The sequence below is a fragment of the Billgrantia bachuensis genome, assembly GCF_011742165.1.
GTDB classification, from domain to species: domain Bacteria; phylum Pseudomonadota; class Gammaproteobacteria; order Pseudomonadales; family Halomonadaceae; genus Halomonas; species Halomonas bachuensis.
In genome coordinates this window covers 103,134-125,860 of record NZ_JAAQTO010000017.1, presented here as the reverse complement: position 1 = coordinate 125,860, position 22,727 = coordinate 103,134, and the positions used below count along the sequence as shown (strand labels likewise).

The following is a 22,727-nucleotide window of genomic DNA, read 5'->3' as shown; positions in this document are numbered from 1 at the left end:
CACCGGGAAACCTGTGATAGACGGTTCCCGATGCTGATCCTGTGTGACTGTATGCAGAAACAGCAAAGGAGGATTCGCCCGTTAACGTCATGCCGTTGCTGAAGCTTTCGGTATAAGAGGCCGTCTCTTCAACAGCCTCCCTCATAGGCAGATAATGGAAGATGTTATCTTCCAACTTATTATCCGACCAATAGTAGCTTTCAACCTCGTAACCAACAAAGCTATCCTTATAGAAACAGGAATCAATGTTTTCTGTTACTACAATTGGCCCTGCGATAACACGCCTATTTCTCGATCCGCCTATGATTGATACGCCATTCCTAGTATATGAAAGCCAAAAGGTGGCACATTCCCTAGGCTCACGCTCAAAACCCACCACCATCGGCTGCTCAGTATTGCCGGAGAAGGCCACCAGCACCCTGTCGCCATCCTCGAAAGCATCGCCATTGCAGTCCATATAGAAAATTGGCACGCCAGCGTATTGGCTCTGAGCATTCACGCTGAGCCCCTGCTGGCTGCTAGTCGCCGGATCCAGCGAGATGTCGCAAAGATCATTGTCGATATTAGTGATCGTGGCGATGCGAAAGGTAGGCCGCCACTTCTGCCAGCCAGGCATCATCGCAAGGTTGTAGAACACACTGGCCGGCATGCTGGATAGTGCCGGCTGCATGGCGCCGTCCGCGGTTGCCGACCAGGCAGCGCTATCATGGAAGCCTGGCTTGATGAGAACATTCCCCACCTCACCAGGTATCTCGGCGGTGGCCACCTCGCCGGTCAGATCCTCTGTGTAATCGGCACACCAGGCTTCGGTCTGCCGCAGCGGCGGAAGAGCATCAATGCGCTGGATGCGCGCCTGGCGAGTCAGGCGCTCCGTCTTCAGCAGCTGAATCTGTCGGCGGAGCACGCTGCGTTGGCTTATTGCCTCTTGCACAGCCAGGGCGTGGGCAGCGAGATCTACCGAGCTTGTGCCGTGCTCAAGCATGTCCTGGCGATATTGAACGATGGCAGCATCCTGAGCGGCCGCCACCGCAATAACATCCTGCTCAGCTGCAGCCAGGTCGGCATCAATAGCGGATATGCGGCTGTCCAGGTCCGCGACGTGCTGAACCGCCAGCGCACGGGAGATATGAGCCCTGGCGCGATCCTCAACGATCTCGATGGTATACCGTCCCTCTCCGTGGGCGGCAATGATCCTCCCCTTACCCATCCTGCAGCACCTCCATCGCTTCGGTCTGGGCACCAATGAAGTATTGGATAATGCCTACCGAGAATTCAGCGCCATCACCATCTATCGCAGTGTGCCCAGGACGGAGGAACAGATCGATGTCACACCGAACCCGACGGCTGCCGGAAGTGCCGCTACTGCGTGTCTGCACGTTGACCAGTTGCCGGGTGGTGGGTGCCGATACGCTGCGCGGGCCATAGCCCGAAAGAGTCAGGGTATCGCGGTATGGACCTTCATCACGTCGCAGAATCTCAAACGGCGCTTCGGCGATGTCCTCGAGCGGGCTCTCGGTGCCATCGGCATAACGGAAGCCGCTCTTCAGCTTCATCTGCGCCTGCAGCAACCCCTCGAGCGAATCGATGTACTCGCTACCAGCAGGCACCACTACTTGCATGAATGATTGTCCTTCGAGGCGCATTGTGGCCTGGGCACTGCTGACCGGCAGGCGTACCCCTTCGATGTCGAGCACGTAGATGCTTTGGCGTTCCACCGGCGCCAGCAGCGACCAATCGACAAAGCCTACTGAGAAACCCCGCCTGGAATTGAGTGCAGCGCTATTGAGCGCACCACTGTTGAGCATGTCACAGCTCCATTACGTAGCCACGCACCACCACCTTGGCTTGGTAGGTAGTTCCAGTACCGGCAACAGTCGTGGCCACGCGTAGGCTAGCGATTCCATTAGCTACGAGGGGCGCGTGCGATTCACGGCCTCCCACTGCCGTCAGGCTTACAGGCGTACTAGCGAGATATTCTGCAGGCGTTACGTCATTCGGCCCGATGCTGATTTCAGGACTGCCACCCGCACCATCACTGCCCACCACTACTACGTCGAAACCGTCGATAAAGAGCAAGGCGCCACTGGGTAGCGCCAGTTCCACCGCGGCCGTGTCATCAGTGAGGTTGAGAGGTTCTGTCGCTATCACCACCTGAGCGGCAGATTGCCGGGTAATAGCCGGGGCGGCCGCATCGGCTGGATGTGTTGGAGTACTAACCAAGTGGGCGAGGCCATGTACTATCAGTCCACCTGGCACGGCCGAACCGCCAGCACCATAGCCCAGCAACGTCTGCCCTACATTGGCTGAAATCGTATCGGCCCCGAAAGCTGAGCTCTGCGGCGGCTGAGCGGTCGAGTTTGCGCCCATAGCACAGCTTTTCCCTCCCGAGGCATCGGCACCACCACCATAGGCACTGGAATCCTCGGCAGCCTGGGCACCCGCACCAGTTGCAACGCCTCGGGCGCCGAAGGCGCTTGCCCCGGCCCCTTGTGCGATAGCTTGGCCAGCGTTCGACGATGCCCCGTTTCCCGCTGCGATTCCTTCACTTTGATAGACAGCTGCGTTATGCCCCATAGCGAGGCCATGCTCGCCACTTACCGAGGAGCCATAGCCATACGCAGCACCCCATTGAGCCGATACACTGGCAGTGTACCCGCCTGCAGTGCCCCGGGCACCGCTTACGCTACCTTGCCCTCCAAAGCATGCAGAGTAGTCGCCACTTACCTGGCATCCGCTCCCCCAGGCTACGGATGCCAGGCCGCTTGCTAATGCTCCACTGCCTCCAGCCAAGGCGCTATCAGCATTGGTGGCTGCGTTACGTCCGAAAGAGGCGGAGTACTGACCCCAGGTGCTGGCCCCATCTCCCCATGCAACTGAGCCGCTCTTGCCGTTGTAGGCGTACCGGCCACCCGCGAGGCAGTTAGTCGCATCGTTCTGAGCCCCCTCACCCAGCACAATTGACGAGGCATTGCGAAAGTCCAGGGAGATGAGCCCAAGCGCCGTCAGCCGAGCCTCCACCTTCGTACCAGCGAGCCAGCCACCACTCGGACGGACCGTCCCCTCCTGCTCACCAACGATCGTCAGATCGTTACCGCTGACCCCGGTCACCAGCACAATCTCGCGGGCGGTTTCCTCGCCTTGATCGTCAACCTGAAACAGTGTGAGCGTGTAGCCCAGATCCGCGCCGGCATTGCTCAACAGGCTGCCGCCGCCATCCAGCGACAACGTTGTCGAGCCCTCGGCCAGCGGTGCGGCGAGTGCCTGGGCAAAGTTGTTCACGAATCCGTAGCGCATGGCGGAAATCCTTCAGACATGAAAAACCCGGCGCGTGGCCGGGCGTTACGGGGGAGCTAGGGTCGCTGTTAGGCGGTACCGGAGATCAGCACGACCAGCTCCTGGCGCCGCTCGTTGTATTCGCTTGGAGTGCCGGTGAATGCGCCGTCGGCCAGAGTAACGGTCACGTTGCCGTGGAGGCGCAGCAGACGGCGTGCACGCTCCACCAGCGCCAGCGGCTGCCCGGCCAGCGAGAGCGTCAACGTGCGGTCGGCGGCGCTGTAGCCGCGGTTCGTGATCGCCACTCCGCCATCGAGCGTGGCAGCTCGAGTCACGCGCCGGCGCAAGCTTCCGGTGTCGTTGTCACCGTGCCCGGGCAGCAGCAAGGCCCCTTGCGGATCGAAAGTACGAGCAGCTAGGCCGATCAGATTACGCATGGGCTTTCCTCGTGATCAGGCACCGAGCCCGAGCAGAAACTCGGCCCCTTCGGCGTTGGCTCTCAACTGAACCTTTTCAATGATTTCCCACATGATCATCTCGAGAGCCGGCTCGAGGCCGTCGCTTGAGATCGTGATCAGACCATCACCGCGACGCATCGCCTCGGTGCGCGCACGCAGGTTGTCGACCTGGGCATCAATCAGCTTGCGCTGCTGATCTGCCGCCTCGCGCTGAATGTCGAGTTGCTGCTCGATGGCGCGCTCCAGGTCCCACTGCTGGTTGAACGAGAGATCCCCGCCAGCGAGTGTGCTCCACATGCCGGCTGCCGAATCCGCCAGCCCGGTGATGGTTTCGCTCGTCGCTGAGAGAATTGCCTCGACCTTGCGGGCATCGCTTTCAAGTTCGGCCACGGCGATTGACGCCGAGAACTCCATCGACTTGATGCGTTCGTTGCTGGCCAACTCTTCCAGCGCCAGCTCGTGCGCCAGCACAGCCTCGCGGGCAGCAAGGATCGCTTCTTCTGTCTCTAGCACCTCCTTTGCCAGCTCCTCCTGAGCTGTCTTGCCCTTCTCCGCACCATTGACCATCTCACGGTAGTAATCCGTCAGCTCATCGAACTGCGACTGGTCGATCAGGCCTTCTTCGAAGGCAGCCTTCACCTGGGCGTAGGCGGTCTCCAGCTCGCCGATGTTTGAGGCATGCTGGAACACGCCGTCATCAACTCGCTGCCATGCGTTTTCCAGCGGGCCAATTTCATCGAACACGGCGCGCAGCGATTGAGCGGTATTCTCTTGCTCACGGGCGAACGACTCAGATGATCGCCAGGCCTGATCGACCAGAGCGTCGTAATCCATGTACTCAGCATTCAGGGCGGCCAATTCGCGCGCCTCACGGGCGCGAGCTTCTGCATGCCGGTCCACGCCGGCGATGGCGTCGTCGACTTCTTGCCGGGTCCGGCGCGTCCACTCGGCGAGATCCTCCTGCGCTTCGCCGGCTTTTACCCAGTCCTGAATGGCGTAGTCGTAGACCAGCCGCCCTTCATCGATGGCCCGGTTCTGCTCGCGCAGCTCCCGCGTGGCCTCGTCTGCGTTGTCGCTGAAACCGAGGAACGAGGCACCAGCGTCATAGACCGCCTTGCCCACCAGGCCGGCGGCAATGGCCAGGCCGACAGGCCCAGTCATCACCGATACCAGGCCGCCCAGAATCGGCACGGCCTTTGCCACCACACCGCCACGACCGGCAAACGCGCTCATCAGTCCCGTAACCGTGGTCACAGCGCCAGCCAGCGTATTTATCGCCAGCGCGGCGCCGCCGAGGCTGCCAACCAGGGCAACCGTTGCTGGGTCCACCTCGAGCAGCAGTTGCACCAGATCGCCGAGCTGATCCAGGAATGGGCCGATGGCGGTGATGGCGCCAGCGGTGTAGGCGCTCAGCGCCTCGAACCCCAGACCGATGGTTTCAATGACACTGGCCAGCCCCTCAGCGCTGGTCAAATCGGCTCCATTGAACAGGTCCGAGATGGCCTGGCGTACCAGGTCGATGCCGTTGAAGAATGCAGAGAAGTCTGCCTGTTCCAGCGCCTCCGGCAGGTTCTTTGCCACCTCGAGCAGCGTCTGCTCGATGCTGCCGAACATCGCCTCCAGCTCTGTGACGAACGCCTCGAGCTCCCCGCCCGCCACGCTGGCACCGATCGCACTGAAGATGGCGGCGATGGCTTCCTGAATTCCGCCGAACTCATCCAGCAGCGGGTCGCCCACGGCAATCAGGGCCGTTTGTATCGAGTTGGCGATACGCTGGTTACCCTGCTCCACTGTGCCAGCCATGCGGCTATAGGCTTCTTCGGTGGCACCTGTGGCGTTGCCCATCGCCTCGATGTTGTCGGCGAACCGATCGGCACCCAGGCCGGTCAGGGTCAGCATCCCATTCAACGCCTGAACCGAACCGAACAGCTGCGCCATTTGCTCGGTGTTGCCGCCGGTTGCTTGCTGTACATCGAGCAGCACGCCGGAGAGCCCTTTGCTCTCAAGCGCCGCCGCATTGAACTCAATACTGAGATCCTCGGCCAGGCTCTTTGCCTGTTCCGTAGGCTTGAGGATATTGCTGATGGCGTTCTGAATCTGTGTGATCGCGCCGCTGGTCGTGCTGCCGGTGGCGGTCAGCGTGGCCACGGCCGCCAGCAGCTCTTCGAACGAGACGCCGGCGGTTGCCGCCAGGCCGGTCACGTTCGCCAACGAGCCACCCAGCTCGGGAAGCGTGGTTACGCCAGAGCGGACCGTCTGGAACAGCAGGTCGCTGAAGTGCTCGGCCTGGTCCATCCCCGCGCCATAGGCGTTGAGGGACGACACCAGTACCGAGAGCGCGCCATCGAGATCCGACTTGCCTGCGATGGCCATCCGTTCGGCCTGGCGCACCACGTCGAGCGAGTCGGCGTAATCCACACCCGCCGAGATGGCGTTGTAGATCGACTGGTTGATTGCATCCAGGCTCTGGGTCGAGTCGCGGCCGTAGTCGAGGATCTCCTGCCGGAAGGCGCCGAGGCTATCCGTTGGCTCATCGATGAGCGTCGAGATCTCGCGAAACTGAGCGTCGAAATCTCCGGCCAGCTTGATGGCAAACGCCGTGACCGCGGCACCTGTGGTCAGCAGGGCGGCCTCGAACTTGAGAACGCCCAGGGTCACGTCAGCCAGCGGCTGGGTCGCCCGCTCAACGCTGTCAGCAACACCATCGATGCGCTTGGTTACGCTATCGACACCGGAGCCCATCATGTCGACGCCTTGGAAGATGATGGCGACCGACTTCTCCAGATCAGCCATGCCGCGTTGCTCCTGCCAGGACTTTCTCGACACCTGGCTGCCCCATCAGGGCTGCCTCAATCACGTAGCCACTGCCCACGCGCCGCCCGGCGCGCAACAGAGTCGCCTTGTACCAGCGAACGCCGTTATTCAGAGTTGGCGCTTTCACCTTCAGGGAGTCGCCCGGCAGCCCGAACACCGCCTTTCGGGATTTGTCGGCAGTCCCCGTCAAGCCAGGAGTTGGAGCAACGACGGTGCGGCGTGAGAGGGTGAGCTGCGGCATGGCCACCTCCGGCGAGCAGGCAAAGAAAAGCCCCGGCGGTTGCCAGGGCTCAGGAATGCAAAAGCCCGCCGGGTGGCGGGCTTGGTATGTCTGGGGAATGCAGTCTTCTGGAGTGGCCGAAGGCCCTATTCGAGGTCGGCGTTGGTCAGCTCGACCCGAGGCTCTTCCGGCTCGTCCGACTGGTTCGACGCGTCGTTCTCGGGCTGGGCGGGCGCGGGAATAGTAAGGCGCGCGGCGTTCATATCAAAGGGCAATTCAGTGCCTTCGGGGCATGGCACATCCTGGTACGCAATCGTTCCCTGATACTGACATTTATGCATGTCCGCAGCGGCAGCCAGCGGCAGCAAAGCCAGAAGTAGCGCTAGAGATAGCAATGTTTTCATTGGAACCGTCCTTTGTGCCAAGGCCGCAAAATAACACACCGTTACCTAATCTTTTGTACGATTTTGCTGACGCTTTTCGTAATACATTGCCCACAGTTGGCACTCCAGCGGAGTGAGAATCTGGAGCGGGAACAGATCGGGGCGCACCCGAAACAGGAACTCGCCCTTCAGGTCGCAGAGCTGGAGGGCGAGCTGGATGTCTTTGTCCCTGAAGAGCGCTTCGGCTTTCCCGGCTCTCCTCCTTGGCCGGTCAACTTGACGATCTCATTGGTGAGCTGGTTGAACTCGACCGGGAAAGCCTCGGCCAGCTTCACCGCCACCTGATGGGTGCAGGCGGGCTCAACGCTGGCGATCACCAGCATCTCGATGCGTTTGGCCAGCTCGTCAGGCACCTTGCCGTCGGCCCCCAGCAGCGCCTTCACCGCTTCGGCTACTTTGTCATCGACGCCGGAGAGCATGCCCTCGGCAATGGCGTTGCGGTTGCGGTTGCGCGCCTGGGCTTCGTTACACAGTGCCAGCTCGGCACCGGTCAGGCCGCGCACCTTCCACTTCGGCTTCTGCTTGGCCGAGAGCCCCTTAAAGAATGGGCGCAGCGCCTCGACAGGCACCTCGTCGGTACGGGGCGAGAACGCAGCGCTGGTGAACTTCTGAACGTCGAATTCCATGGGTCATCCATCGCTTGAGAAGAAGGCGCCCTGCCCCGGCGACCCCGGGCAGGGCGAGCGGTTCGGCAGCTATCAGCCGTCGAAGTCGACGGTGGCTTGCTCGGCCGAGATGGTGGCGTTGACGGTTACGTGATCGCCCACCGGGTATTGCCGGGCAATACCCAGAATGCCGCGTGTGAGCGAGAACGGTGCCCGGTTGCGGTCCTGGAACCAGCGGAACCACAGGCGCTGATTCTTCAGCCGCACGATGGGATCAGTGATGCCGTCATTCGCCCGGTGAGTGAACGACGCCTGCCCCAGTGTGCGCGACACCGAGCCAAGCGGACCGCTGTAGGTGTCGGTCGAGTTCACGCTGTGTGATTCATCAGCCGGGACGAAATCCGAGCAGTACGGCAGCTCGGCGAAGATCGGCGTGTAGCCCTTCACGCTTACTTTCTTCGGCAGCTCGCCGACGTGAATCGTGGGTAGTGCAGTGGCGAAGCTCACCTCGCCGGACGCCGGGTCCTCGCTCCAGACAGGGAAGTCGTAGCGCTCCTGGTGCACGCCCGGCACTGAAAAAATCTCGGTGGTTACAACTTCTGCCGCTGTGAGGCTCGAGAGACGAACCTGCGCGATCTCGATGGCATCCACCGGAATCAGCGGCGGGCCGCCGGCGGCACCCCGCGTCTCGCTGAAAGAGGTGCCGGCCAGTCCTGTCTCACCGCTAAGAGCGCCAGCAGTGACAACGATCGAGGTAACCATGTGGGTGTCGGTTTCGGTGGCACGGCCGACACTTACCTCACCGGATGCCACGGCAACCAGGCCGTCGGCATTGGCGGTGGCGGTGCCCGGCATGTAGAGCGTCAACGCCTCGACGTGCACGCTGTCGCTCACGCCGGCATCGGGAACCACGCGGCCGCCAGTCGCCAGGCCCCAAGGGCGCACGTGGGTATCGAACCCGCTACGGCCCGACCAAGGGGCGAAGGAGGCCTCGAACACCTGGCCATCGCCGGAGTCCGACATTTCCTCCCAGTCATTGAAAGCTTGCCCGGACTCGTATTCCAACAAGCCATTCTCTGTGATCGCCATTGTCGGCTCTCCTTTGGTGCGTTGCAGGAAGCCCGGCGGCCGGGCATAGAAAAGCCCGCCGGGTGGCGGGCTGGGATGGTGTCATGTGTTAGGCGGAAGTGTCAGACGGGAACGCGGCGGATGGGGCGCACTCGCTGTCCGACATTTTTGCCGTTAAACGCGCCTTGGGTGCCGCTCAGGCGCGAGTGGTAAGCATACAAGTCCGTGTACTCTGTGCTGCTCCAGCGGTACGGGGAGGGCGTTTCCGCGTCCGTAAATTCCGGGTGCCCCGCCTCCCCGAGATTCGCCTTTACCAAAGCAATCTCGTTCCGAGCCGGTAAGTACCAGTCTGGGAACCCGCCGGCTCCGTAGTCCCGACAGTGGTAGAAAGCGTGCGAGTTACCGTTGTCGAAGCTCGACAGGATAAGGTCCTGGTTGGCGTAGCCATCATCGTCGTCAGTGGCTCCCGTGACAGCACCGTAGTCCCCCCACGCAAGATCGGTGGCTTCGCCTGCCGCCTTTGCCGCTACTATATGGAATTGCCGCCCGTCACCGTAGGAAATCGTCCCGGCGTAAATCCCTCCGCCGATCTCGTCGCCAATTTGGGCATTTGAGTAGTCCTCACCACCACCCCCACCTCCACCACCTCCCTGCATCTGGCTTCGCCATAGTCCTCCGCGCCACAGGCCCGAGCCGCCGCGCTGGCTCGCCCACAGGGGGCGGCTAAAGGTCATACCGTCACCTCCCAGGTGCTGGCTCCTGTTGACACCAGGCGGAGGGCGGAGACAGTGCCTGCGATGCTGTCGACGTTGGTCTCGACTACCTCACCAGCCGGCCAGTCGTGCCAAGTTGCACTACCCTCTTCGATTGCTGCGTAATTGCTCAGAGTGTATTGCAGGGAGGCGGCCGTTCCGGGCGTGACAGCCACGGCGACGTCACGCCCTACGCTGGGGATGATGAGCGGGTCGCTGGTGGCGTCCGTCACGGTCTCTGTGTGGAACCACCGCACGTCGGCGCGCCCCACCAGGCTCTCGCTGCGCATCTCTTGAATCGGCATGGGGTCAGTCCTCAATCGGGCACTTCAGTGAAGGGGTTGCCAACCGGGTGAGTCCAGCGCACAGCCAAGTCAACCCCCACCGTGATGATGCTGCTGCCGGTGTCGGGGTAAAGAATGGCGGTAGCGGTATAGGTGAGATCCTCTGCGAGACCGCCGAGGGTGCGATCGGCAGCGGTAGCGTCGGCGATCACCTGGGCCAGAATGGCGTTTCCCTGGGCGTCCCACTTGTCGGAGTCGGCATCTGCTGGGTGCTGGGCGATCAGGCTAGCGCCCGTTGTAACGCTGACGGCGCCGTACTGGTCACGCTCCACCTGGCCGTCCTCGCCAGACCACAGCACGCGGGCAGGCAGGTCGCGCTTGTCGATGTCGGCACGCGCGCGGTGGGCGCCAAGCTTGTCGGCCAGCGCCTGGAAGATCAATTCTCGGGTCGGCACCTGGGCCATAGCTCCCTCCTACTGCCGCGCCAGCAGGCGGGCCGCTTCATGTTCCATACGGGCCATCAGCCGCTCGCCGCTGGGCGCCTGCAGGTCGTCTTTCACGTCGGTGAATACCTGGCTCACCGATGGGCCATATAGCACTTTCAGCCCCTCGCTGCGCCCCAGGCCGGGGCCTCGCTTCGTGCGAATGGCGATAGCAGTCACGCCGTTGGCGAAGGTTATGTAGAACGCACCTGGCATGCGCTTCTTTCCACCGGTGGGCTTCACCTGAACGCCGACACCGCCCCGCTTGTATGCCGAGTGCTTGAAGCGCGTCAGCAGGAGGCCTCGAGTCGGCGTGCTGATGCGCCCCTGAGGCTTGGCCACGGTGGCCTTGGCCACACGCAAGCGATCGCGCACGTAGGCGGCCGTGAGCTTCACCTGGTTGCGGATCTCTCTGCCGGCCTCGGTACGGGTCACCGTCAGGGTGTGGTTGATGGCGTTGGCCATCGCCCGGTTGCTGCCGTTTTTGACGTGCGCCAGCATCTGCTCGATCTCGCGCACCGCGGCGCGGTCCATCTTGATTTGCATCACAGCACCTCGACGACTATCCAGGTGACCATGTGGCCGTCGTCACGGTCGCGCCGCTGCAGCCGCCATGTTTCACCGTTGCTCACCACGGTGTCGCCGCTGCGGGCATCACCCAGCACATCACTCGCTCCCGTCAGCTCGGTACGGCGCTCCACTGTCGTGGTCGGCTGCCCCTGCTGCACCGGGATCACGTCGCGATCGATGATGACCCACACGTCAGGCACCGGGTCGCCGGTCTTCGGGTGGTAAACGGCGGCATGGTCGTCGGCCAGGTGATCGCGAACCGCCTCATCGAGGCGGTTCGCGAGGTCTGCAAAGCTCATCAGCGGTTACTCGGTGAGCTTGATGCAGGCCTTCGGACGGGTGCAGAGGTGCGCCGGGTTCGACTGCGCCTCGAGTTCCACGCCCTTGCCGTGCTTCATCGGCTCCGAGGAGCTGTAGAACGGCAGGCCGAGGGTATTCACCGTCTCCATGTAGTCGCCGGGGGCGAAGCGGGTGATGAAGAGATCCATCACGCCCAGGGGCACGGCATAGGCCTCGGTGTCGGCTACCTTGATGGTGCCGCCGCCGCGGTAGCGCTCCCAGAAGATGCCGCCGAACATGAAGCCTTCGCGCGGATCAGCGCGGAGTTGGGCACCAGACTGCCAGCGCTCGTAGGCCTCCTTCACCAGCTTGTGGCCGATGAACTTGCGCCAGAAGCTCTTGCCGCACACCACGGTCACCCCGGTATAGGACAGGCCACCCAGGGCATCCTCGATCTTCTCGTGGATGTCCAGGCACTTGCCCTGCACGTCGGTGGTGGCTGTGCCCAGCGCCATGGCGACTGTCTGCTGGGTGATGCCGAAGGCATGGAACAGGTCGTAGATGACAGTGGTGCCGTCGCTGTCCAGCACCTGGCCCATGATAGCGCCGAGTCGGTGGTGCTCGTGGGTCATGTCGATACGGCGCGCCATGGTGGCGAGGCGGCCATTGACCACTGTCTGCACTGCCTGCATTTGGTCTTCGCTGCCGAAAGCGCGGACGTTCTGCACCTCGTCGGCCAGAATAGTGGCGGTAGTCGGCAGGTGGGCGGTCTGGAAGCTGATACCAGTCCGCTTGCTGCCACCCACGACGGTGCCGGGCGCGCCGCGCGGCTTGTTTTCGACCAGCCCCAGTTTCTCGCCATCCTTCTCGATGACCAGGCTTGTGGTGCTGATCCCGTTGGCCTCGAACAGACCGAGGCCGCCGATCTGATTCGGCACGTACTCCACCTCGTTGATCGCCGCGGTGAGCCGCGCCAGGGTGAAGATGTCGGACTCGAAGATGTTCATGATGATGTCCTATGTCATAGGTGATCAGTCGGCCCGACCGGGAAGGGTGGCGGGCATCCGTTGGGTGGGTTAGCGGACGATGACGCCGCGGCCGATGAGGTCGTTGATGCCGCCCTCGATCTCCTGCTCGGTAGCGCCATCCGGCCAGGTCAGCGCCTCGCCGTGTACCTCACAGGCGCGGGTATGCACCACGCAGGGTTGGGGGGAATCGCTAGCGTCGACGCCGGCATAAAGCACCGCCTTGGCATCTTCGGTGCCATCGACGGCGGCGAAGTCGACCTGGACATAATCGCCATCGCCATTCAGCGCCAGCACGGTACCGGCCTGCAGGTTGCCGCTGGCCAGGGTGCCCTGCTCGCGCGCCCGGGCACCGTTGGCCTCGGAGACGATGTGCTCACCGGTGTGCCGGCCTTCGGTGAAGGTCTTGCTATCCATGTTGCTTCTCCTCGAGTGAGGTGGGTATGGAGTGGTTCAGGCCGGCCGGTCAGGCGGTGGCCTTGCGGTTCTGCCGGTCATAGATCTTCTGGTAATCGATGCCGACACGATGCCCGCCCTCGGGCGAGTGCGAGTTGTGGATGGTGTGGCGGTTGCCGTGGGCAGCTGCCACGTCGTAGATGTATTCCTGCGCCTGCTCGGCGGCCATGCCGTTGTCCACCAGCTTTTCCATGAGCTGCGGCTGGCCGGTGGTCTGGCAGGCCTTGATGATGGCGGTGATGCGGGTGCGTTCGGCGGCGACAACCTCTTCAGGATCAGGATGGGGAGCGACTTCGATGCGGCCGGGGCCCATTGCCTTGATCTGCTCGAGCAGGTCGGCGGGGATGTCATCGAGCTTGGCCACGACAGGAACCTGCTGACGCAGCGCGATGATCTGGTCGCCCAGATCAGCTGCCTGCGCTTCGGCCTCCTCCGGCGTGATGTCGAACGCCAGCGCCAGCGCCAGCGCGTCGGCGGCGGTCATGGCCTTGGGCGGCTGCGACTGCTGCTGGAGCTTGGCGCGGGCTTGCTCGGCGCCGTGAGCCATGGCCCGGGCAAGGCTGGCCATGGAGGCGGCGGCCTTGGTCTCGACCATCATGTTGTCGGCCAGACCCAACTCGACGGCGCGCTCGGCACTCAGGATGGTTCCGTCGCCGTCATCGCCGGTCATCAATGACCACATCTCGTCGCGGCGCTCTTCGCCCACCCGAGCAATGTAGTGGGCCATGATTCCGTCACCGATGGTGTCGAGATCCCCGGCGAGTGCGCGAAGTTGATCGGCATTACCCAGGGCGACGGTCCAAGGCTTGTGCACAAACATCCACGAGCCAAGCCCCATGTTCACCACGTCAGCGGCGGCGGTGATGACCGACATGATGCTGGATGCCTGGCCCAGGACGTTGACGGTGACCTTGGCCGGATGGTCGCGCAGATAGTTGGCGATGGTGATGCCATCGGTCACGCTGCCGCCTGGGCTGTTGGCATCGATGATGATCTCGTCCAACTCCCCCAGCGACTTCACTTCGCGCATAAAGGTGTTTGATGCGACGCCGTCGTCGGCCCACCAACTACGGCCGATCTCTCCGTCGATGGTGATATGGGCCACGCGCGGGTTGCCCGCTTTGGCCTTGGCGGTAAACCATTTCATAGGTCAGTCCTCTTCGTCGGTATCAGCGGCCAGGGCCTCGAGGGCCTTCTGCAGGGCGCCGTTCTTGGCGGTGATGCGCGGGTCGGAATCGAGCACCAGGCCATGGCCATCGGCGCTCTGGTTGCCCTTCTGGATTTCGGCGTCGAGCTGCTCGAGCGACCAGCCGCGTTCGCCGGCGGCCTCGCTGCGCGGCTTGAAGCCGGCGCGCACCTCGAGCAGGTCGGCAGTGACTTCCTTGAGCGGGTCGACCCATGCCCACTTCGGTGCAATCCAGTCGATGGCCAAGGCCAGTTCACGGGCGCCCTGCCAGTAATTGGCAATGGAGAGCGCGCCACTGGTGACGGCCACATCGAGCCACTTGGCGGCGATACGACGGCACCACTGGTGCACCATCAGCTGAGCCTGCAGGGCTTCGACTCGCCGGCGGAACTCGAGCAGGCCAGCACGGATGCTGGAGTAGTTGACGCCTTTGAGGTCGCCAGTCAGCTGCTCGTAGGTAATGCCGGCGCCAGCCGCGACGGCCAGCAGCTCGGAGCGCAGCCACTCGGTGTATTGCCCCTGGATGTCGGGCGGGTTCGAGAACGTAACTTCCTCGTCGTCCTCGAGGTAATGGATGCCTCCGGGCACGAACTCATCGATTTGCTCCCGGTCACCCGGCATGCTCACCAGCTCGCCGAAGTTCGGGCCGTCATCCTCCGGGTCGTGGGCTGTCTTGCGCTTCACGAACGTGCCGAACAGCTGCGCCAGCTTCTGGCGGGCCAGCGTGGCATCCTGCATCTCGTCGATTTCGTAGAGCCGGATGATGACGCTGGTCAGCTCGGGCACGCCGCGCAGTTGACCAGGCCGCTGACGGCGGTACATGTGAATGACGTTATCGGCCGGTACCGGCACCCGCTCGTTGATCTGGGCGGTGAGCTGCTCGTGCGGGTGAAACCGCCACAAGTGGTAGGCGGTGCGCTGACCGAGGGGGCTGAACTCGATGCCCATCTTGATCAGACGGCCGCCGAAAGCCTGGCTGAAGGTCGGGTCGAGATGCTCGGCCTCGATCACCTGCAGCTGCATGGGCACGCTCAGGCCGTCGCTACGGCGACGGTACCGGATCCGCCCCAGCGCCTCGCCGGCCTCGAACTGGCTGCCAGCGGCCAAAGTCTGAAGGCCGTAGAAGTTATCGACGCCATCGGCATCACACTCTTCTACCCAGCGATCCCACAGCGCCTGGATGATCGGGTCGCCCCACTGCGGCTTGATGCCGGTCCCCACCAGGTTGGAGACGTACTTCTCCTTGGCGCTGGCGGCGTACGGGTTGTTGCGGATCGCGTTGTGGCTGCGCGAAACCAGCATCGGCAGGCTGCGCTCGATCGGTCCATTTGGCCCGCTTGCCACAGTGCCCTTGCCCGCCATGCGGCGCTTGGTACTCGCGCCCTCATAGGCACTGGCCCGCACTTGCACGAGCTGCTGCCCCCGGTACCGCAGGCGGGGCTTGGCTGTCACGGTCATGTCAGAGCCCTTTGCTGGTAACGGCGTAGCGGGTACGCGAACGGCGACCCGTTTTCAGGCTGCCGGTGATGGTGCGCTCCAGTTCGCGCAGCTTGCTGATGTCGGTCTGGGCGTACTGCACGGTGCGCCCATCCTTGACCACCATGGTCACGCGGGCACCGCTTGCCAGGTCGAGAATGGCCTTGCGCACCTGGGCGAGATCGTCGGCGGTGTAGGCCATGGCGGCTCCTAGATTCGAGGTTTCGCTACCTTCCGCCGGCGCTTCTTCGCGGCGGCGGGCTGCTTGTACTTGGGCTCTTCGGGTCGGGCGTCCGAGTCGGGGTCGAACACGAGCAGGTTTCTCTCCCACTCGTCAGCCCAGGGTGGCGGGGCCGCCCAGTTGATTTTCTCGACGCCGAGGATGATCCCGAGCGCCAAGTCGTAGGCGCAGAGGTCGAAAGCCTCGTTGGCTTTCTTGCCGGGCTTGCTCCACTTGCCGGTTGCGGGGTCGCGCACCTCGTACGTCAGCTCGTCGTACCACCACCGCCCCAGCCAGGCCGGCACATGCATGTAGCCAGCCCCCGGGTTGTCGCGGTCCATCATTGCGGCAACGGCGTCTTTGAGCAGATCGGTACCCAGGATGTAGAGAGGCACGTCGCCGCGGGCGCGGCTCTTGCGGCTCTTCCTGCTGGTGTTGTCTGGCCAAGTCTTACGTACACGGTTCGTAGTCTTCGAGCTACCGCCCTTGAGGAGGTAAGCGCGCCCCTGCAGGCCATCGGTACGCAGGCGGCGGAACCATTCGTAGGCCTGGCTTGTGACCGACTCCTCCCCTTCACCCTCGCCACCGGTGTCGACGGCAACCGCCAGGATCGGCATCCGCCGGCCACTGCCGTCGGAGAGACGGTAGCTGCGCTTGAGCACGTCGCGGGTCAGCAGATCCCAATCCTCGGGCTGGGTTGCGGGGCTTATCTGCCGGGGCTCCTGGTCGTTGTTCGGCCCCTTGTCTTCACGGATGTTGAAGCGGTCGACGATCCACTTTTCGCGGTTCACACCGGTACCATGCACCTGGACGACAAAACGACGATCTTTGCCGCCCTGCACATCGACCGTCGCGGTCAGGAATCGGACGCCAAGCGGGACTGTCCTGCGTTCGACCTGCTCGGCGCGATCCATGAGGCGCTGGCTGGAACGCTGCACATCGGACCGGCGATGCTTGTATGGCCTACCCCAGTCAGTGTTGATGACGGTCTTCAGCGTCTCCTGGCTGCCGGTGAGCGCGTAGGTCTCCTCCGCACGCGCCAGCTTCTCGGCCAGGCTGGTCCAAGACTGGAAAGCCGCGGCCGGCCCTTCCATCCAAAACGAGGCAATTCTCGTTTGACGGGGTGTGCCGACCAGCTCACCTTCAACGGTCAGTTCGCAGCCCTCAGGCACCCAGCGGCCGGCCAGGTTCAGGGCGCGCTTGAGCTTGGGATCGACCTCGGCGCCGCAATGTGAGCAACACACCCGCTTCGACGCCTGGTTGAAATGCTCCTTGATCGGTTGGAACCAGCGGCGACATGACGACTCAGGGCACTGCCAGTAGAGGCGACGGCGGTCGCCATGGTTGTACCAATCGAGAATGCCCGTGGTCGGCGGTGCCATGTGCGGCTGATCCGCTGGGCGCTCCCAGTCGGGGTCAGTTATCTCTCGCCCGGGCGAGGACTCGGCCAACGTCATGCCGGTCGAACCGAATGTCTGCGTGCGCTTGCTGGCGAGGGTGAACGGGTCGCCCTCACCGTCGATGTCGTCGCCCAGACGGTCGAAGTCAGTGATCAGAACGAACTGATAGTCCGAACTGGCCATGACGTTCTTCGAAGGCCACTTGATGCCGAGATAGTTGCCGGCGCGAAACGTCTTGTCGTGGACGTTGTTGTCGTGGCCGCGCGGGCTCAGCCGAGGTATTAGCCGCGGCGAATTCTGCAGCATCCGGTCGATGCGCTTCTTCGAGAACTCGCGCGCCTTGTCCTCGGAAATCTGGATGATCAACCCATCGCCCGGGTCACAGTCGATCTTGTAGGCTACATAACCATCCACCAGGGCGTTTGTCTTGCCGGTTCTCGCCGGTCCAACGAAGATCACGGCGTCGTAGCGCCGGCTGCCCATGCAATCCAGCGGCTCGACCATGTAGGGCGTGGCTTCGGGTGACCAGTCGCGCACCGTGCCGTCACCACCCACTACCTTCATCACTTCGGCGGCTGCCTGGCTGGCACGGATCCGGCGCGGCGGACGGATCAGCTCGGCGACATCCCGACGAATAGCGGCAGCGCTGGCGGTACTACTCATCCGGCGTGCCCTCCTGACCATCGTCGGCGACGATTGCCTGATACATCTGCTCGCGCAGCGCGTCGGTGGTTTTTTCTACCAGTTCAATCGCCTCGGGCGGCAGGCCAGCGTCTCGCTCGAGCATGTCGGCCAGGGAGTCGAGGCCGCTGGCCACGGCCTTGGCCAGGCGGCTCATCTCGCGGTGAGCTTCCTCTACCGGCACCAGCAGCCGCATTTCCTTCTCAAGCTTCACTCGGGAGAGCTCGGAGGCGTACCAGTCCTTGCGATCGGTCGGGTGCATCTTCGAGGGGTCCATCCCCTCGGCGATATGCGTCTCGCCGAACAACGCCGGCCCTGCATCCTTCAATGCGTAGACATTGGCACCGTTGCGGGAACCGGCCGGCACCACGCCGGCTTCTTTCAGGCGCTTGCGTACCGTGTCGCGATGCAGCCCGAACGCATCAGCCAGCCTGGTGATGTTCCAGTTGTAGGCCTCTTCCAGGCGGTTGATCTCTGCCACACGGTCGTCATCCTATGTTCGGCACCGTGGCCCTCTACTATTCGGCACCTTCGGCACCACGAAACCCAGCAACCATGCGGTATTCCCCCAGGTACTGCTGACGACCTAGGAGTGCCGAAATTTGGTCGAAATCCGGGGCTCTGCGCCCCCGTGGCCGGGCCCTGGGAGCTGGGAAGGACCCGCGGCTTGTCTGTTATGGGTTTCAGGGCATTCAAGTTTCGTAAGCTGGTGCCGATACAACTCGCTCCAAGCTACGAATCAAAGGAATTGATATGAAGAATGCATCTGCACTTGCTGCACTGACCATAGCCGCTGCCTTCTCTACTCCAGCTATTTCTGGCCCTTTCGATGAGGTGTTTGCCGGTGCGTCAGCTTGTATGGACTCGATTAACCAGCAAGCTCTAGCGGCTCAGGCAGAGAGCGGAGAAGGAGAAATCAACCTCTTCTCCGTTCCGTATGTGCATGCAAAGGAAGAGCGAACAAACACCTCGTATTCACAAGACGCCATCACCCAGTATGTTCCGGCGATCACTGCCACGTACCTAGACGGAAATGTACCTGGTGCTGCTTGGAGCGAATGCATGCAAGCTAAAGGGCTTCCCACACCTGATTTGCCGTTAGAGTAAGCCAGGCTAGTCACTGGGCCGCATTTCCTATCGACCCGGCCGCTGGCGCCAGGCCTGCCACAGCGTCAGCGCTGCCCAGCACACGACCAACAAAGCCACACCCAGGCGGGCGGTACGATCACGCAACCACTGCAACGCTCGGCGCCGCTCAGTCCTCGCTGCCGACGTCATGCGACATGATCTCGACGATAGCCGCGCGGTCTGCGTTTGCCCGGCGCCGCAGGGACTCGTACTCGGCCAGCAGCTCCAGCACACCCCGGTGGGTTGCGCCCTGCCTGGCAGGCGGTGGTAGCGGGTCAGTCAGCCTGGCCGGAATCTCGGGCGTCACCAGCACCGGCACGCCGATCGTCTTGGTCTGCCAGTTGCTGCAACCACTCAGCAACAGGACCAGGCAGATCGCGATCCAGCCACTCACGCACTTCCGCATGCTCTCGCTCCAGTCGGGCCAGCTCATCGAGGTGCGCCCGGATCTCCTCGCGGGCCTCAGTCAGAGCCTGTTCGCGCTGTGCCAGAGCCCCCTCCAGGCGCCGGGAGTAGTCCCGGCGCCAACGTAATGCGCTATCAAGGACAGCAACCTCGGCCTGGCTGACCTGCAGCTGGGCGGTGGCGGCATCGCGCTCCAGCACCACCACCCGGTGGTACTGCCACGCTACAGCCGCAGCGATAACAGTCAGCACTACCAGCCACACCCACCCCGGCACCAAGCGGACCAGGCGAGTCACTGCCGCTGTCCCAGGCGCCGCGCCACTACGTCATCCCAGATAGCCGTACCCATGTAGGCGCCGATGACCGTTCCCCAAAGACCATAGGTCGGCCATAGCGCGGCCTCGGGCAGGTCCAGGACGAACAATGCTGCTGTCTCGAGGATGGCCGCTGCCATCGCCCAGTGGGCCAGCCGGCGGCGATTGCGCCACCAGTCGCGCGGCTCGTCACTCATGGCTCTCTCCTGCCAGAATGTGCTCCGGCTCCATCAAGCACAGCTCTCGCTCAGCCTGGCGGCGAGTGACCAGCCCACGAAGAACACGGCCGCCGGCATACACCCAGCGCAGCAGCTCGTCGCAGGCCTCCTGCACCTGGCCGGCGTTGAGGCGCCGCAGCAGGGTCGAGCGAGCGAATGCACCCTCGCCGACGTTGTAGACGAACGATGCCAGGGCAGCCTCACGGGTAGGTGGAAGCTCCGCGTCGACATGACGCTCCACAGCCTCGAAGGCCTCGCCCAGGTCTTGCTGCAACAGTCTCTCGCACTCGGCATCGCTGTGGGTCTGCCCGATGCGCGCGGTAGAGGTATGGCCATAGCAGATGGTGACCACACCCACCGGATCGATGTAGGCGGAGTTCTCCTTACCCTCAAAATATCCGACCGTGCCGGCGGCAATGGCAACAGCCGATGCTGTAGCTAGCGGCAATGCCAGACGCTTTAACACGCTCACGACTTGTCTCCATCGGAGCGGCCAGCCAATAGGTTATCCATGGCCAACCTGTGCTCACGCTGAGCCATCTCATGCTTCTCGCGCTCAATACGGGCTCGTCGTACGATCAAGAAAAGCTGGGCGAGCATGTAGGCGCAGGTCAGCAAACCAGCGACCACAGTGACCTGAGTGCTCGGGTCGGCGGAGAGCATCGCAGCCCAACCGAACGGCACAGGCGCCACGCGGGCGCCCTCCTGAATGATCATGGAGGACATAAAGGTCTCGTCATCGCTGCGGAATAGAGAAAGGCCACGCACAAGGGGCAAAGACACCAGGTGGTGCCATAACTGATAGGTTGCCGTCCTGGGCAGGAGGGCACACTGGGGGATGCGTGTTGGATAGCAGGCCCTGGAGTCGAACCAGGTTCCCGAGGATATGAAGGCCCCCGTGACATGCCGTCTGTCCCGCCTGCCGCAATGAAAACGCCCCGCCGGGGATGCCGGCAGGGCGTTGGTTGATTCTGGCTCCCGGCGATACTGCCTGCCAGGCTACAGATACGGTAGCGCAAGATGCTTATAGACGCAACATGTAGTAGCTATCAGCTGTCGAGGTACTTTTCACGGTACCGTCTCATGGGCTCTGGATCGCCATGCTTCTCAGCACGGTAAGCAATCTGGTATTCGCGCCGCCGATCGGCATCGCGGCCATCGGCGCGCTTGGCGCCTGGTGGCAGCCGATGGTAGTCGCCAGGCCGCTGCTCGGCCATCATGGCGCTTTGGCGGGCCTGGTCGACTGGCGTCTTACGATTGCGCCCGGCTTCCCTGGCGGCGGCGGTGGCGTTGGGCAGGTGGTCGTAGGTAAATCTGCCGGCGTCGATTTGCTGGCGCAGCTGCATGGAGAGCGTTTCGCGCGTGGCGGTGCCGGCGAGCGGGTAGCGCTGGGGGATGCCCCACTTCTCGCGGTAGTCCTGGTGAGTCATGCCGTGGGTGCGTGGAAGGTGAGTGGCCAGGGCACGGAACCATCGGCCGCACTCGAGGCACTGGATCTTTGGCCCGCCTACATAGGCATCCAGCTCCTCGAGCGACACGAACGGCCCGTGGCGCATGTCAGAACCCCAGGCTTTCGATCATGGCCACGCGTTCGGCCAGGCTCATTTCGCGCACGCGGGCGGCGAGGTCGCGCAGCGCCGAGGGCTCGCCGGTATCGCTGTCCTCGAGTTCGGCATCCAGGTGCTTGATGAGCAGCGGCTCGATGTAGGAGCCCGACAGGGTGTTGCCCAGCAGTTGACGCTCCTCGTCGGTGAGCTTGGGCGGCTGTGCACACAGCAGGGCGTAGCGGTCCCATATCTGGTTCAGGCGGCCGGTAACGCCGACGGTGTCGCGCCTGGCGTTCAGGTCGGCACGCAGGCCGGGTGATGGCGTGAACGAGGGGTTGCGGGGTAGCTCTTTCATGGTGCCTCCAGGCGAAAGCCCCGGCGCGTGGCCGGGGCTGGGTGATCAGGCTTCGATTTCATGCCAGCGCTGCTCGGCGGCATCCAGCAGGGCGGCGAGTTCTTCCATGGCGGCGGCTTCGTCGAACTCGATCTGAGCGCCTTTGGCTTCGTCGCGGTAGAAGATGGCCTGTTCGGCAAAGCTGTCGTTGCTCAGCTCGCAACCGCGCTCGCTGGCGGCATCCTGCATCAGATCGAGCAGTTCGTCGGTGGTGGCGGCTTCGTTGATGTGGCGAACGGTGATGTTTTGCATGGAAGGTCTCCTTTGCCTCTCCCGGCCTGTGGCCGCTTCGGCGCTCTGAGTGATGTGGCGGGCTCATTCCCTGTCCACGCCTTTACTGTATGACAGCTGTCGTACAGATGCAAGGACTTTCTCTCTCCGCTTTTGGTCGTAGCTGCAACACAACCCGGCCAAGCGGCCGGGCTCCTTCAAAGAACTCCCGCCTTCGCCTGCAGGATCAGCTCCACCCGCGCCTGGGTCGCCGCGTTGGTGATCGCCTTGCCGTTCTTGAACGCCCTCACACGGTGTGGCTGGCGCACTTCCACCAGCCGCCCTGGGTGCCGGCCGTCCTCGACCTGTTCAATGCAGTCGACGACATAGCTCGACACACTGAAACCCAGTTGGCGTCCGTAGTGCTCGACGTTGGCTGCGATCTGGTCGTAGCTGGCGCCCCACTCACCCTGCACGCGGCGGTCGAGCTTGCGAGCCTGGATCAGGGCGGCCAGCAGGTTCCTCGGCGCCAGTCGGGCGGCCACGATCCAGCGCCTCGCGGCTTCGTGGTCCTTGTGCAGCCGAATTCCCCGATCGTAGGCGGCGGCCAGCGGCTCTCGGGCAATGTCGGTACCGCCAGGCGCCAGCCCGGGGGCCATGGGGCTATGGGTGTGCCACCCGATGTTGTCGTGCTCATGCAACGTGCGCCGCTCGGCCTCCATGTCGAGGATCCTCCGCACGAACACCCGGGCCGCTTCGTCGATGTGCTCCGGGTGCGTCTGCCGCGCCAGCTCCCGCAGCCGCCAAATGCCCATACGC

31 protein-coding genes are annotated in these 22,727 nt (G+C 63.2%); 1 reads left to right on the top strand and 30 read right to left on the bottom strand.

Annotated elements, in window-relative coordinates; all coding sequences use genetic code 11:
- The 21 genes from HBJ55_RS07545 to HBJ55_RS07445 form a co-directional block, all read right to left on the bottom strand.
- A partial coding sequence (locus tag HBJ55_RS07545; RefSeq protein ID WP_167112655.1) for a hypothetical protein occupies positions 1 to 1,207 on the bottom strand: 1,207 nt, incomplete at its 3' end.
- Positions 1,200 to 1,805 (bottom strand): hypothetical protein, encoded by a 606-nt coding sequence (locus HBJ55_RS07540; protein WP_167112654.1) that lies wholly within the window; start codon positions 1,803 to 1,805, stop codon positions 1,200 to 1,202. The genes HBJ55_RS07545 and HBJ55_RS07540, both read right to left, overlap by 8 nt.
- Position 1,806: 1 nt before the next feature.
- Positions 1,807 to 3,294: a hypothetical protein gene (locus tag HBJ55_RS07535; RefSeq protein WP_167112652.1), complete on the bottom strand. Its 1,488-nt coding sequence runs from the start codon at positions 3,292 to 3,294 to the stop codon at positions 1,807 to 1,809.
- Between the two features lie 68 nt (positions 3,295 to 3,362).
- Positions 3,363 to 3,710 (bottom strand): hypothetical protein, encoded by a 348-nt coding sequence (locus HBJ55_RS07530; RefSeq protein WP_167112650.1) that lies wholly within the window; start codon positions 3,708 to 3,710, stop codon positions 3,363 to 3,365.
- A 15-nt stretch (positions 3,711 to 3,725) separates the two neighbouring features.
- Positions 3,726 to 6,524 (bottom strand): phage tail tape measure protein, encoded by a 2,799-nt coding sequence (locus HBJ55_RS07525; protein WP_167112648.1) that lies wholly within the window; start codon positions 6,522 to 6,524, stop codon positions 3,726 to 3,728.
- The gene (locus tag HBJ55_RS07520) at positions 6,517 to 6,786 is read right to left on the bottom strand and encodes a hypothetical protein (RefSeq protein ID WP_167112646.1); all 270 of its coding nucleotides are present in this window, start codon (positions 6,784 to 6,786) and stop codon (positions 6,517 to 6,519) included. The genes HBJ55_RS07525 and HBJ55_RS07520 overlap by 8 nt, the downstream gene beginning before the upstream one ends.
- 125 nt (positions 6,787 to 6,911) lie before the next feature.
- Positions 6,912 to 7,169, bottom strand: a complete 258-nt coding sequence (locus HBJ55_RS07515) for a hypothetical protein (protein ID WP_167112644.1) — start codon at positions 7,167 to 7,169, stop codon at positions 6,912 to 6,914.
- Between the two features lie 167 nt (positions 7,170 to 7,336).
- Complete coding sequence (locus HBJ55_RS07510) at positions 7,337 to 7,834, bottom strand: hypothetical protein (protein WP_167112642.1); 498 nt, start codon at positions 7,832 to 7,834, stop codon at positions 7,337 to 7,339.
- 72 nt (positions 7,835 to 7,906) lie between these two features.
- Positions 7,907 to 8,902, bottom strand: a complete 996-nt coding sequence (locus HBJ55_RS07505; protein WP_167112640.1) for a hypothetical protein — start codon at positions 8,900 to 8,902, stop codon at positions 7,907 to 7,909.
- Between the two features lie 101 nt (positions 8,903 to 9,003).
- Positions 9,004 to 9,615 carry a hypothetical protein gene (locus HBJ55_RS07500; protein ID WP_167112638.1) on the bottom strand — a complete coding sequence of 204 codons (612 nt, stop codon included), beginning with the start codon at positions 9,613 to 9,615 and terminating at the stop codon, positions 9,004 to 9,006.
- The gene (locus HBJ55_RS07495) at positions 9,612 to 9,938 is read right to left on the bottom strand and encodes a hypothetical protein (RefSeq protein ID WP_167112636.1); all 327 of its coding nucleotides are present in this window, start codon (positions 9,936 to 9,938) and stop codon (positions 9,612 to 9,614) included. The genes HBJ55_RS07500 and HBJ55_RS07495 overlap by 4 nt, the downstream gene beginning before the upstream one ends.
- Positions 9,939 to 9,949: 11 nt before the next feature.
- Positions 9,950 to 10,381: a hypothetical protein gene (locus tag HBJ55_RS07490; protein WP_167112634.1), complete on the bottom strand. Its 432-nt coding sequence runs from the start codon at positions 10,379 to 10,381 to the stop codon at positions 9,950 to 9,952.
- Between the two features lie 9 nt (positions 10,382 to 10,390).
- Entirely contained in the window at positions 10,391 to 10,945 is a 555-nt protein-coding gene (locus HBJ55_RS07485) for a phage tail protein (RefSeq protein ID WP_167112632.1), read from the bottom strand.
- Positions 10,945 to 11,268: a head-tail joining protein gene (locus tag HBJ55_RS07480; protein ID WP_167112629.1), complete on the bottom strand. Its 324-nt coding sequence runs from the start codon at positions 11,266 to 11,268 to the stop codon at positions 10,945 to 10,947. The genes HBJ55_RS07485 and HBJ55_RS07480 overlap by 1 nt, the downstream gene beginning before the upstream one ends.
- Before the next feature lie 6 nt (positions 11,269 to 11,274).
- Entirely contained in the window at positions 11,275 to 12,255 is a 981-nt protein-coding gene (locus HBJ55_RS07475; RefSeq protein ID WP_167112628.1) for a major capsid protein, read from the bottom strand.
- Positions 12,256 to 12,324: 69 nt separating this feature from the next.
- Positions 12,325 to 12,690, bottom strand: coding sequence for a head decoration protein (locus HBJ55_RS07470; protein ID WP_167112626.1), 366 nt, complete (start codon positions 12,688 to 12,690; stop codon positions 12,325 to 12,327).
- A 49-nt stretch (positions 12,691 to 12,739) separates the two neighbouring features.
- Positions 12,740 to 13,876: a head maturation protease, ClpP-related gene (locus HBJ55_RS07465; RefSeq protein WP_167112624.1), complete on the bottom strand. Its 1,137-nt coding sequence runs from the start codon at positions 13,874 to 13,876 to the stop codon at positions 12,740 to 12,742.
- Positions 13,877 to 13,879: 3 nt separating this feature from the next.
- Positions 13,880 to 15,373, bottom strand: a complete 1,494-nt coding sequence (locus HBJ55_RS07460; protein ID WP_167112622.1) for a phage portal protein — start codon at positions 15,371 to 15,373, stop codon at positions 13,880 to 13,882.
- Between the two features lies 1 nt (position 15,374).
- On the bottom strand, positions 15,375 to 15,593 hold the full coding sequence (gene gpW / locus HBJ55_RS07455; protein ID WP_167112621.1) for a gpW family head-tail joining protein: 219 nt from the start codon (positions 15,591 to 15,593) through the stop codon (positions 15,375 to 15,377).
- Positions 15,594 to 15,601: 8 nt separating this feature from the next.
- Entirely contained in the window at positions 15,602 to 17,674 is a 2,073-nt protein-coding gene (locus HBJ55_RS07450) for a phage terminase large subunit family protein (protein WP_167112618.1), read from the bottom strand.
- Positions 17,667 to 18,173 carry a DUF1441 family protein gene (locus HBJ55_RS07445; RefSeq protein ID WP_167112616.1) on the bottom strand — a complete coding sequence of 169 codons (507 nt, stop codon included), beginning with the start codon at positions 18,171 to 18,173 and terminating at the stop codon, positions 17,667 to 17,669. The genes HBJ55_RS07450 and HBJ55_RS07445 overlap by 8 nt, the downstream gene beginning before the upstream one ends.
- A 272-nt stretch (positions 18,174 to 18,445) precedes the next feature.
- On the opposite strand from HBJ55_RS07445, the gene HBJ55_RS07440 reads away from it, so the two are divergent.
- A complete protein-coding gene (locus HBJ55_RS07440) occupies positions 18,446 to 18,799 on the top strand; it encodes a hypothetical protein (RefSeq protein WP_167112614.1) in 354 nt (117 codons plus the stop codon).
- Positions 18,800 to 18,947: 148 nt separating this feature from the next.
- Here HBJ55_RS07440 and HBJ55_RS07435 read toward each other — a convergent pair whose 3' ends face one another.
- The 9 genes from HBJ55_RS07435 to HBJ55_RS07395 all read right to left on the bottom strand — a co-directional run bounded on the left by HBJ55_RS07435 (position 18,948) and on the right by HBJ55_RS07395 (position 22,723).
- Positions 18,948 to 19,127 (bottom strand): hypothetical protein, encoded by a 180-nt coding sequence (locus tag HBJ55_RS07435; RefSeq protein ID WP_167112612.1) that lies wholly within the window; start codon positions 19,125 to 19,127, stop codon positions 18,948 to 18,950.
- Positions 19,096 to 19,521 (bottom strand): hypothetical protein, encoded by a 426-nt coding sequence (locus HBJ55_RS07430; RefSeq protein WP_167112610.1) that lies wholly within the window; start codon positions 19,519 to 19,521, stop codon positions 19,096 to 19,098. Before HBJ55_RS07430 ends, HBJ55_RS07435 begins: the two co-directional genes overlap by 32 nt.
- A complete protein-coding gene (locus HBJ55_RS07425) occupies positions 19,518 to 19,736 on the bottom strand; it encodes a hypothetical protein (protein WP_167112608.1) in 219 nt (72 codons plus the stop codon). The genes HBJ55_RS07430 and HBJ55_RS07425 overlap by 4 nt, the downstream gene beginning before the upstream one ends.
- On the bottom strand, positions 19,729 to 20,229 hold the full coding sequence (locus HBJ55_RS07420) for a lysozyme (RefSeq protein ID WP_338071978.1): 501 nt from the start codon (positions 20,227 to 20,229) through the stop codon (positions 19,729 to 19,731). Before HBJ55_RS07420 ends, HBJ55_RS07425 begins: the two co-directional genes overlap by 8 nt.
- On the bottom strand, positions 20,226 to 20,483 hold the full coding sequence (locus HBJ55_RS07415; RefSeq protein WP_167112606.1) for a hypothetical protein: 258 nt from the start codon (positions 20,481 to 20,483) through the stop codon (positions 20,226 to 20,228). The genes HBJ55_RS07420 and HBJ55_RS07415 overlap by 4 nt, the downstream gene beginning before the upstream one ends.
- A 323-nt stretch (positions 20,484 to 20,806) precedes the next feature.
- Complete coding sequence (locus tag HBJ55_RS07410; RefSeq protein WP_167112605.1) at positions 20,807 to 21,313, bottom strand: MucR family transcriptional regulator; 507 nt, start codon at positions 21,311 to 21,313, stop codon at positions 20,807 to 20,809.
- Between the two features lies 1 nt (position 21,314).
- Positions 21,315 to 21,659, bottom strand: coding sequence for a hypothetical protein (locus HBJ55_RS07405; RefSeq protein ID WP_167112603.1), 345 nt, complete (start codon positions 21,657 to 21,659; stop codon positions 21,315 to 21,317).
- 45 nt (positions 21,660 to 21,704) lie between these two features.
- The gene (locus tag HBJ55_RS07400) at positions 21,705 to 21,950 is read right to left on the bottom strand and encodes a hypothetical protein (protein WP_167112601.1); all 246 of its coding nucleotides are present in this window, start codon (positions 21,948 to 21,950) and stop codon (positions 21,705 to 21,707) included.
- Positions 21,951 to 22,126: 176 nt separating this feature from the next.
- Positions 22,127 to 22,723 (bottom strand): hypothetical protein, encoded by a 597-nt coding sequence (locus HBJ55_RS07395; RefSeq protein ID WP_167112599.1) that lies wholly within the window; start codon positions 22,721 to 22,723, stop codon positions 22,127 to 22,129.
- Between the last annotated feature and the right edge of the window lie 4 nt (positions 22,724 to 22,727).